Raw genomic sequence first — 9,611 nt, forward strand, 5'->3', positions numbered from 1 at the left:
GGCTGACGCCGCCGCCGCCGGCGTGTTCGAGGCGCTGGAGCAGGCGCGGCAGGAGGCGATCGGGGCGGTGGCGCTGGGCGGCGTGCGCGCCAACCTGCGCGCGGTGCTGGAGACCGAGGTCGAGCGCAAAGGCCTCGCCCGCATGGAGGACCGCACCAAGGCGCCGCTGGCTGACGTGCTGGCGTTGATGGCGCGCGAGCGCATGACCGGGGAGGCGCCGCCGGATGGCGCCCGCGGCGTCGTCGCCATGCTGCGCGCCGAGATCGAGGACAAGGCCGGCCGTGACCTGGACCGGCTGGCGCTGGCCATGGGCGACCAAGCGGGCTTCGCTCGGATAGCCAAGGCGATCATCTCCGACATGGGCATGGGTGAGGACGCCTCCACAGACCGCTCGGAGGAGAGCGGCGACGAGAAGCCCCAGGCCGACAGCGAGCCGGACTCAGGCGAGCAGGGCGAGGAGCCCCAGCCTTCCGAAAGCGAGGCTGCCCCGCCAGAGGAGGAGCAGGACAGCTCCAGCGAGAGCCGCTCTGCGGAGGAGGCGGCCGATGCGGAGGCCGGCGAGGACAGCGAGGTCGCCGACGACGCGCCTGACGTGGACGAGGCCCCCCAGCGAGGCCGACCGGACCCGATGGAGGGCAAGGCGGCGGAGCCCAGCTACAAGGTCTTCTCCTCCGCCTCCGACGAGGTGGTCGCCGCCGACGACCTCTGCGACCCGGAGGAGCTGACGCGGCTTCGCGCCTATCTGGACCAGCAGCTGGCGGTCTTCTCCAGCGTGGTGGCGCGCCTGGCGAACCGGCTGCAGCGCCGGCTCATGGCCAAGCAGAACCGCGCCTGGAGCTTTGATCTGGAGGAGGGGGTGCTGGACGCCTCGCGCCTCACCCGCATCATCACCGATCCCACCGCGCCCCTGTCGTTCAAACAGGAGCAGGACACCGAGTTCCGCGACACGGTGGTGTCCCTGCTCATCGACAATTCTGGCTCCATGCGCGGACGGCCGATCATGGTGGCCGCGCTCTGCGCCGACATCCTGGCGCGGACGCTGGAGCGCTGCGGGGTGAAGACGGAGATCCTGGGCTTCACCACCCGGGCCTGGAAGGGCGGCCATGCCCGCGAACTCTGGATCAAGGCGGGCAAGCCGCCTCAGCCCGGTCGGCTGAACGACCTGCGCCACATCGTCTACAAGGCCGCCGACGCGCCCTGGCGGCGCGCGCGCAAGAACCTCGGCCTGATGATGCGCGAGGGCCTGTTGAAGGAGAACATCGACGGCGAGGCCCTGGTCTGGGCGCACCAGCGCCTGCTCGGCCGGCCCGAGGCGCGCAAGATCCTGATGGTGATCTCGGATGGCGCGCCGGTGGACGACAGCACGCTTTCGGTCAACTCCGGCCACTATCTCGAGCGTCACCTGCGCGAGGTGATCGGCGAGGTCGAAACGAAATCGCCTGTGGAGCTGATCGCCATCGGCATCGGCCACGACGTCACCCGCTACTACCGCCGCGCCGTCACCATCGTGGACGTCGAGCAACTGGGCGGGGCCATGACCGAGAAGCTGGCCGAGCTGTTCGACGAGCCGCCCCGGGTGGTGTCTCGCTCAGTCGCCGCCTTCCAGATCGGCCCGCATGATCCGGCCAAGCGGGGCAGGGCGCGCGCGGCCTAGATCGACTTCATGCTTGAGAAAAATGGAGGAGGGCTCAAGCCTTGACCGCAAGCGCCATGGTGATCCCACCGCGAAACGCAGGCACCACCTTGCGGGCCTGGTCGAGGAGCAAGCGGACAGGGTGGAAGCCCGCCACCCGCTGGGTCGGAAAGTAGTCGCGGTACTCCGAGAACAGCACCTCCAGCCCGGCGGCCTCGGCGTCGTCGGCCAGCTCGGCCAGGGTATACTCACGGAAGTGGCCAGGGTTCATCGGCGTCAGGCGCAACCGCTCATAGGGGTTTCGACCCCAAAGCAGCGCCACGCGGTTCATGATCTCCGCGGCGTTGGGGGTCTGCATCAGGATCGCGCCGCCGGGGTTCAGCAGGGACTTTAAGGCCACCAAGGCGGCGGCGGCGGGCACGTGCAGGTGCTCCACCACCTCCGAGAAGACGATCAGGTCAAAGCCAGTGTCCGCTTGGGGCATCACGCCGTGCTGGATGGCATTGAAATCGTAGGCGATGTGGCGGGTCTCCGCCTGCCCTGAGAAGCCCAGGGTCCAGACTTCCGGGAAGGCGTCGCGCAACATCGCGCTGAACGGACCGGAGCCCACATCCAGCACGCGCTGCGCCTCGGGGCGAAGTCGGAGCGCGGTGGCGAGCAGATAGCTGAAGCGCCGGGCGTGAAAGGCTTCGTAGTCGTGCGGACCGGCGCGCCTGGCGTCCCGCTCTACGAGGTCGATAACCGCCTGCATCTAGGTACGAGACCTTTTCCAGTGCTGGAACGCCACCTTCCCGACGGCTTAGGTCGTCGATCGCAGGCTTGTCCACTCGCCGTCCGAACGTCGCATCGGCGAACGCGGCACGCCCCGCGCCCTTGCCCGCTCGCCCGTGGCTGCTAGGAAGCGCGCGAGCCGCCCGCGAGAGGTCTGAAGTCCCATGAAGCTGCTCGCCGGCAACTCCAACGCCAAGCTAGCCAAGGATGTCGGCGACTACCTCGGACTGCCCCTGACCAAGCGCCGGATGCAGCGCTATGCCGACAACGAAGTATGGCTGGTCATCGACGAGAACGTGCGCGGCGAGGACGTCTTCATCATCCAGTCAACCTCCTACCCAGCCAACGACCATCTGATGGAGCTGTTGATCTGCATCGACGCCCTGGTGCGGGCCTCGGCCAAGCGGATCACCGCCGTCACGCCCTACTTCGGCTACGCCCGTCAGGACCGGAAGACCGGCGGCCGCACGCCGATCTCAGCCAAGCTGGTGGCCAACATCATCACCCGCGCCGGCGCCGACCGGGTGCTGACGCTCGACCTGCACGCCGGCCAGATACAGGGCTTCTTCGATATCCCGACCGACAACCTCGTGGCCTTCCCCGTGATGGCGGAGGACATCCGCCGCCACTATACCCGCTATGCCGACGAGCTGATGATCGTCTCGCCGGACGTGGGCGGGGTGGTGCGCGCGCGCCAACTCGCCGATCGGCTGAACGCCGACCTCGCCATCGTGGACAAGCGCCGGGCTCGCCCGGGCGAGAGCGAGGTGATGAACATCATCGGCGATGTGCGGGGCCGGCGTTGCATCCTGTTCGACGACATCGTCGATACCGCCGGCACCCTCTGCAACGCCGCCGCCGCCCTGACGGAGCAGGGAGCCGATAGCGTCGCCGCCTATGTCAGTCATGGAGTCATGTCGCGCCCAGCGGCCGAGCGGGTGAACGCCTCGGTGCTGACCGAGCTGGTGATCACCGACACCATCGACAACAGCGCCCTGACCGAAGGCTGCGAGAAGCTCCGCCGTGTCAGCGTCGCGCCCCTGATCGGTGAGGCGATCCGTCGTATCGCCAACGAGGAGTCGGTCTCTAAGCTCTTCGACTGAACCCCGCGTTCGGGGCCATGCGGGGGGCGTGGTGACGAACGGTTAAGCATGCCGGGCTAGGGTCGGCCATCGACCCGGCCCTTTGCAGCGAAGCTTCTGCGTATCCCGGAAGGTTGTCCCCCGATGTCCAGCGTCCGCCGAACCTCCAAGGCCGTGCTCCTCTCCGGAGCCGTCCTCCTCACCACTGCAGCCGCGTCTTCGCCCGCCTTCGCCTGGCCCTTCGCGCCGAAGGAAGCGCCCAAGGTCGAGGCGGCGCCCGCGCCGCCGCCGCCGCCCTCCGTCTCCATGTCCGCCGAGGCGCTGTCCGACGCGGCCGCCTTCCGGGCCTATACCAAGCATGCGGAGCTCCTGAACGCCGCCTTCACCAGCGGCGCCGGTGTGGAGCAGTCCCTGGCCGTGGGCTCGGCCTATGAGCCGCACCAGCTGGCGCGGGGGTCCATCGCCTACGCGGCCCTGCTGGCCTTGCAGGACCGCACTTTCGTGGAGGGCGTGCGCACCTATGCGATCGACCCCACCCAGCGCCGCCAGGTCGCCGCGCACCTGGCCGCCGACCCGCGCTATGTCATAGCCTTCCCGGGCGCCGCCAGCGCCGCGGGGCTGATCGTGGCCACCATGGGCGTGGAGAGCAGCCGCATCACCGACGTGGCCGCCCGCATCAAGCAGTCCGCCTACAGCGTGCAGCATTCCGCCTGGTCCAAGACCAAGGTCATTGACCCTGTCGGCCGCCTGGCCCAGACCAAGGCGCTCTCCGCCGCCATCATGAACGGCGAGGCGGGTGATGTGGACCAGCTGAAGCTTGCCATGAACGGCGGCGCCGACGCCACTGCGGCCCAGGTGCTGGCGGTGCATGGCCAATCCATCCCCGGCCCGTACGCGCCCGTGGTCGAGCGCGGCCTGGCGCTTGCGGCATTGGCGGCTCTGGGTGAAGCTGGCGATGAGAACGCCGCCGCCGTCCAGGCGGTGGAGACCGAGCCCACCGACGGCGCCTGCCTGAACCTGGCCAAGCTGAACCTCTACCAATGTCTGGCGGTGGCCGTGCCCTGGTACGAGGACATCTTCTGCCTGGGCGAGCACGCGCTCGGCGAAACTGCCCAGTGCATCTCCAACGAGGCCGCCAGCAAGGCCCAGATCCAGCAGGCCGAGACGCCCCCGCCGGGCGCCATAATGGTCCCGACCGCCGCGACCGCGGTCAGCCTCCCGGTCTCGGCCAACATCCCGCTGGCGAGCGCGAGCCTTCCCGGCCACCGCTGAGCCTCGTGGTCTGTCTTCCGCGACGCGGGGGAGGGAGGCTGAGGCGGCGCCCGTTGCCTAGAGTGACGGGATCGTGTACTAGCCCTGCCTTCGATTTACCCGCGTCAGGTCGCGCCGCGCAGCCCTCTGCGCGGCGCCGCCGTTTCCGAGACTAAGACCATGGCCGACATCGAGCTGAACGTAGAAGTCCGCGCCAAGGCCGGGAGCGGGGCCGCCCGCGCCGTGCGCCGAGAGGGCAAGGTGCCGGGCGTGCTGTACGGCGGCCCGCGCGGTCCGGTGCCGATCGCTATGAACGCCAACGCCTTCGGCAAGGCGCTCTACACCGGCAAGCTGCTGGGCCACTTGGTCACGCTCCGCTATGGCGAGGAGACCCAGTCGGTGATCGCCAAGGACGTGCAGTTCCATCCCGTCAGCGACAAGCCGATGCACTTCGACCTCTACCGCGTGGGCGAGCATCAGCTGATCCGCATCGCCGTGCCCGTGCACTTCCGCAACCAGGAGGCCTCCCCGGGTCTGAAGCGCGGCGGGACGCTGAACGTCTCCCGCCACGAGGTGGAGCTGATGGTCCGCGCCGACCACATCCCTGAGGAGGTGATCGCCGACCTCACCGGCCTGGAGATCGGCGACACCATCCGCATCTCCGACATTGCGCTGCCGGAAGGCGCCGAGCCCGCGATCGCCGACCGCGACTTCACCGTGGCCACCATCGCCTCTTCGTCCTCGCAGATGGCCGCCGACGCGGCGGCTGACGAGGCCGCGGCCACAGCCCAGTCCGGCGCCGCTGCGACCTGAGGCTTAGGCCCTGCGCCTGCGGCCCGACGGGACGGCGATGCTGGTCCTGGCGGGCCTCGGCAATCCGGGCCCCAAGTATGCCGCCCAGCGCCACAACTTCGGCTTCATGGCCGTGGACGCCCTGGCGGCGCGCTGGGACTTCGGGCCTGAGCGTTCGCGCTTCCAGGGGCTGGCGCGCGAGGGGACGATCCCTACTCCGGCAGGTCCCGTTCGCGCTCTGCTGCTGAAGCCCCAGACCTTCATGAACGAGAGCGGACGGTCGGTGGGCGACGCTCTCGCCTTCTACAAGGTCGGTCTTCCGAACCTCGTGATCTTCCATGACGAGCTGGACATTGCGCCCGGTCGCTTTCGCATGAAACTCGGCGGCGGCATGGCGGGGCACAACGGGCTGCGATCGATAGGGGCTAGGCTTGGGCCGGACTTCCGCCGGGCGCGCCTTGGCATTGGCCATCCGGGTCACAAGGATCTGGTGCTGCACTACGCCCTGGCCGACTTCCCCAAGGCGGAGCGGCCGTGGGTGGAGGCCCTATGCTCCGCCTGCGCCGGCGCCGCGCCCCTGCTGGCGGCGGGTGAGGACGAGAGATACCAGAGCGAGGTGTCGCGCCTGGCGCCTGCCGAGAAGCTCGACAGTCGGGCGGCCAACCGGGAACGGCTGGAGCGGTGAGGCGATAGGCGTGACGGGGCCGCCTCGTCCTTCGACAAGCTCAGGAGGAGGCGGTAGGTAGGCGTCACCCCCTCTACACCCTGGGCGCCGTCTCGCATTCACCGCCGGTCCTTCCCGTTTCACTCGCTTCATCAACATTTCAGTCGCCTCATTCTGAGCTTGTCGAAGGATGAGGCGTCGCACCCCCGCCGAGATCTCCATGGCCCTGAAAGTCGCCATCGTCGGCCTGCCCAACGTGGGCAAGTCGACCCTGTTCAACGCCCTGACCCAGACCGCCGCCGCCCAGGCCGCCAACTATCCCTTCTGCACCATCGAGCCGAACGTGGGCGATGTGGCCGTGCCGGAGCCGCGGCTGGAGGCGCTTGCCACCATCGCCAGGTCCAAGGAGATCATCCCGGCCCGGATCAACTTCGTGGACGTGGCCGGCCTGGTGCGGGGCGCGTCGAAGGGGGAGGGCCTCGGCAACCAGTTCCTCGCCAACATCCGCGACTGCGACGCGGTGGCCTTCGTGGCCCGCTGCTTCGAGGGTGGCGACGTGACCCACGTCGAAGGGCGGGTCGACCCCATCGACGATCTTGAGATCATCGAGACCGAACTGATGCTGGCCGACCTGGAGAGCCTTGAGAAGCGCCACGACAACCTGGAGAAGCGCGCCAAGGCCGGCGACAAGGACTCCGCTAAGACCCTGAGCCTGGTCAAGCTGGCCCTGGAGCAGCTGAACGCCGGCCGCCCCGCCCGCGCCGCCAAGGTCCCGCCCGAGGACGAGAAGGCCTGGCGCATGCTGCAGCTGATCACCTCCAAGCCGGCGCTGTACGTCTGCAACGTGGACGAGGAGAGCGCGGCCGAGGGCAACGTCCTGTCAGCCAGGGTGGAGCAGCGCGCGGCCGGAGACGGCGCCAAGGCGGTGGTCATCTCCGCCAAGATCGAGAGCGAGATCGCTCTGCTCGACGCATCCGAGCGCGCCGAGTTCCTGGAGACCCTGGGCCTGGAGGAGCCAGGCCTCAATCGCATGATCCGCGAGGCCTACAGCCTGCTCGGCCTGCAGACCTACTTCACCGTGGGGCCGAAGGAGGCGCGCGCCTGGACCATCCCGGTGGGCGCCACCGCGCCCCAGTCCGCAGGCGTCATCCATACCGACTTCGAAAAGGGGTTCATCCGCGCCGAGACCATCGCCTATCCCGATTACGTCGCCCTGAACGGTGAAGGCGGCGCGCGCGAGGCGGGCAAGATGCGGCTGGAAGGCAAGGAGTACGTGGTGCGCGACGGCGACGTCATGCACTTCCGCTTCAATACATAGGCGCCGGGCGGAGACGGTGTCTTCCTCCTTCGAGGAAGGCCCAGAGCTCAGCCGACCGGCGCGAAGCTGCGTTCCTCGCGCCAGACGCCGGCGTCCTCCTGGATGCGGATGCTGCTCGACAGACCCCTGACCCTCGCCGCGGCGGCGGCCTTGCGGGCGCAGGCGATGGCGGTCTCGCGGTGGGCGTGGCCGCTCTGGACCACCCGGTCCCGCTCCACGCTCCAGCCGTTCCGCTGGCGAGTGACGTAGAAGACAACGGCGTTCATGGCGTATCCTCCTTGTGAAGGCAGGATGATCCTCACGGTCCGGCCGCGCAAGTACGCCGCAGGGCATGGCTGGCCAAATCCCCGTGAGCGGGTCTACACCTCAGCCCATGACTGGCCAGATGATCCCGCTGAACTCCAAGACCGACGACGCGGTCTTCTCCGCATTTCATGTCCAGCCCAGGCTGGAGGACGGCGAGCGGCGCCGCGGCGGGGTGATTGTGCTGCAGGAGATTTTCGGCGTTGACACCTACATCCGCCATGATTGCGAGCGCTGGGCCAAGCTCGGCTTCGAGGTTCTGGCCCCATCCCTCTTCGACCGCTGCGAGCCGGGCTTCGTGGCCGAGCACACCCCCGACGGTCTGCAGCAGGGCTTCAAGTACCTGCAGGCCACCCGGATCGAGGACGCCATCGCCGACATCGAGACCTGCCTGGACTATCTGGCGCCGCGCGGGCCGGTGTTCGTGGTCGGCTACTGCTATGGCGGCTCGCTGGCCTATATCGCCGCGACCCGGTTGGAGGACCTGGCGGCGGCGTCGAGCTACTACGGCTCCATGGCGCCCAAGCACGCGGGCCACAAGCCGCTCTGCCCGGTGATCTGCCATTTCGGCGCCCTGGACCAGCACATCCCGCTGGAGGAGGTCCACGCTTTCGCCGCCCGTCGGGACGACGTGCTGGTGCACATCTACGAGGCGGGGCACGGCTTCAACAACGACGGCGCTCCTGCGCACAACCTGGCCGCCGCCAAGCTCGCCCGCACCCGCACCTTGAAGCTGTTCGAGGCCAATGGAGCCGCCGCTTAAGGCGACTGGGCCTCGATAATCTGCCGTATCTTGGGCTCGCGTTCGAGGGCCGTGGCCAGCAGCGCCTGGGCGAACAGGATGCCGATGCCCGCGCCATAGCCTGAGAACACGCCCGCCGGGTAGCGGCCGCCTGCGGCGACGCCACCGATCTGCAGGTAGATGAAGACCGCTGCGAAGACGAGCAGGCCGAGCCCCGTGACCACAGAGACCGGCGTCTGGCCGAAACCCGCCGCGAAGCTCATCCACACATAGCGCTTGAGCAGCCGCCGCACCGGCTTGATCTGCAGCGGCGCGACGAAGCTCAACAGCGCGAACACGGCAGGAAAGACCAGGATCAGCGACACCTTGAGCGACATCGGCCCCGGCAGAACCCGCCAGGCATGAACGGCGGCGCCCGCATAGATCAGGCCGCCCGCCGCGCAGGTCGAGCCCTGCATCCGCCGGAAGCTTCGCCACGCGTCCACATGCGCCATCGCCGCCTCCGTGCTTCATCTTGCTAGATAGGCGTAGGCGCTGCGGGCGCGAGGGGAGGCGGTCGCGGCGCATTCCCTGGACTGGCCGCAGGGAGGAGGCTCGCATGGCCAAGAAGATCGACGTGGACACAGCGCCGGTACGCGCCGGGACAGGCTATCCGCCGCCTTATGACCAGCCCTGCCTCGCCCGGCGCGGGATCAGGCTCAGCGATGCTGCGGGGCTGACCCAGATTGGCGTCAACCGCATGCATCTGCCACCGGGGACGTGGTCCAGCCAGCGCCACTGGCACGCCGCCGAAGACGAGTTCGTCTACGTGCTGCACGGCGAAGTGGTGCTGGTCACCGACACAGGCGAGGAGCTCATGAAGGCGGGCGACTGCGCGGGCTTCAAGGCCGGCGTTCCGGACGGCCACCATTTCCAGAACCGCTCCGATCGGGAGGCGGTGCTGCTCCAGGCCGGCCGCCGCGACGACGGCCACCTCTGCGACTACCCCGACATCGACCTGCAGCTTCCCGAAGGGGCGAACAGCTATCAGCACAAGGATGGGCGGCCGTACTGAC

The 9,611-nt window shown here is 68.8% G+C and carries 11 protein-coding genes; 8 read left to right on the forward strand and 3 right to left on the reverse strand.

The genetic code is table 11. The annotated features are described in order from the left end of the window. On the forward strand, positions 1–1,654 hold a 1,654-nt coding region (gene cobT / locus HUV06_RS11945), incomplete at its 5' end, for a cobaltochelatase subunit CobT (RefSeq protein WP_174301492.1). A gap of 34 nt (positions 1,655–1,688) precedes the next feature. On the opposite strand, the gene HUV06_RS11950 is transcribed toward cobT, so the two are convergent. Further along, the gene (locus tag HUV06_RS11950; protein ID WP_174301493.1) at positions 1,689–2,384 is read right to left on the reverse strand and encodes a methyltransferase domain-containing protein; all 696 of its coding nucleotides are present in this window, start codon (positions 2,382–2,384) and stop codon (positions 1,689–1,691) included. Positions 2,385–2,568: 184 nt separating this feature from the next. Here HUV06_RS11950 and HUV06_RS11955 point away from each other — a divergent pair, with 184 nt between their 5' ends. The 5 genes from HUV06_RS11955 to ychF all read left to right on the forward strand — a co-directional run bounded on the left by HUV06_RS11955 (position 2,569) and on the right by ychF (position 7,511). Next, entirely contained in the window at positions 2,569–3,507 is a 939-nt protein-coding gene (locus tag HUV06_RS11955; RefSeq protein WP_174301494.1) for a ribose-phosphate pyrophosphokinase, read from the forward strand. Positions 3,508–3,630: 123 nt separating this feature from the next. Continuing rightward, positions 3,631–4,758: a hypothetical protein gene (locus HUV06_RS11960; protein ID WP_174301495.1), complete on the forward strand. Its 1,128-nt coding sequence runs from the start codon at positions 3,631–3,633 to the stop codon at positions 4,756–4,758. A 159-nt stretch (positions 4,759–4,917) separates the two neighbouring features. After that, a complete protein-coding gene (locus HUV06_RS11965; RefSeq protein ID WP_174301496.1) occupies positions 4,918–5,550 on the forward strand; it encodes a 50S ribosomal protein L25/general stress protein Ctc in 633 nt (210 codons plus the stop codon). 37 nt (positions 5,551–5,587) lie between these two features. Further along, on the forward strand, positions 5,588–6,214 hold the full coding sequence (gene pth / locus HUV06_RS11970) for an aminoacyl-tRNA hydrolase (protein ID WP_174301497.1): 627 nt from the start codon (positions 5,588–5,590) through the stop codon (positions 6,212–6,214). 199 nt (positions 6,215–6,413) lie between these two features. After that, positions 6,414–7,511, forward strand: coding sequence for a redox-regulated ATPase YchF (gene ychF / locus HUV06_RS11975; protein WP_174301502.1), 1,098 nt, complete (start codon positions 6,414–6,416; stop codon positions 7,509–7,511). A gap of 47 nt (positions 7,512–7,558) precedes the next feature. Here the strand turns inward: ychF and HUV06_RS11980 are convergent, their stop codons facing one another. Continuing rightward, positions 7,559–7,777, reverse strand: coding sequence for a DUF2188 domain-containing protein (locus HUV06_RS11980; RefSeq protein WP_174301498.1), 219 nt, complete (start codon positions 7,775–7,777; stop codon positions 7,559–7,561). Positions 7,778–7,896: 119 nt separating this feature from the next. On the opposite strand from HUV06_RS11980, the gene HUV06_RS11985 reads away from it, so the two are divergent. Continuing rightward, positions 7,897–8,577: a dienelactone hydrolase family protein gene (locus tag HUV06_RS11985; RefSeq protein WP_254601082.1), complete on the forward strand. Its 681-nt coding sequence runs from the start codon at positions 7,897–7,899 to the stop codon at positions 8,575–8,577. Here the strand turns inward: HUV06_RS11985 and HUV06_RS11990 are convergent. Then, entirely contained in the window at positions 8,574–9,050 is a 477-nt protein-coding gene (locus HUV06_RS11990) for a hypothetical protein (RefSeq protein WP_174301500.1), read from the reverse strand. The two genes, HUV06_RS11985 and HUV06_RS11990, sit on opposite strands and share 4 nt — an antisense overlap. A gap of 104 nt (positions 9,051–9,154) precedes the next feature. Between HUV06_RS11990 and HUV06_RS11995 the strand changes: the two genes are divergently transcribed. Further along, positions 9,155–9,610, forward strand: a complete 456-nt coding sequence (locus HUV06_RS11995; RefSeq protein WP_174301501.1) for a cupin domain-containing protein — start codon at positions 9,155–9,157, stop codon at positions 9,608–9,610. The last annotated feature ends 1 nt before the right edge of the window (position 9,611 follow it).

Source organism: Caulobacter sp. S45, from assembly GCF_903642205.1.
GTDB lineage: Bacteria > Pseudomonadota > Alphaproteobacteria > Caulobacterales > Caulobacteraceae > CAHJWH01.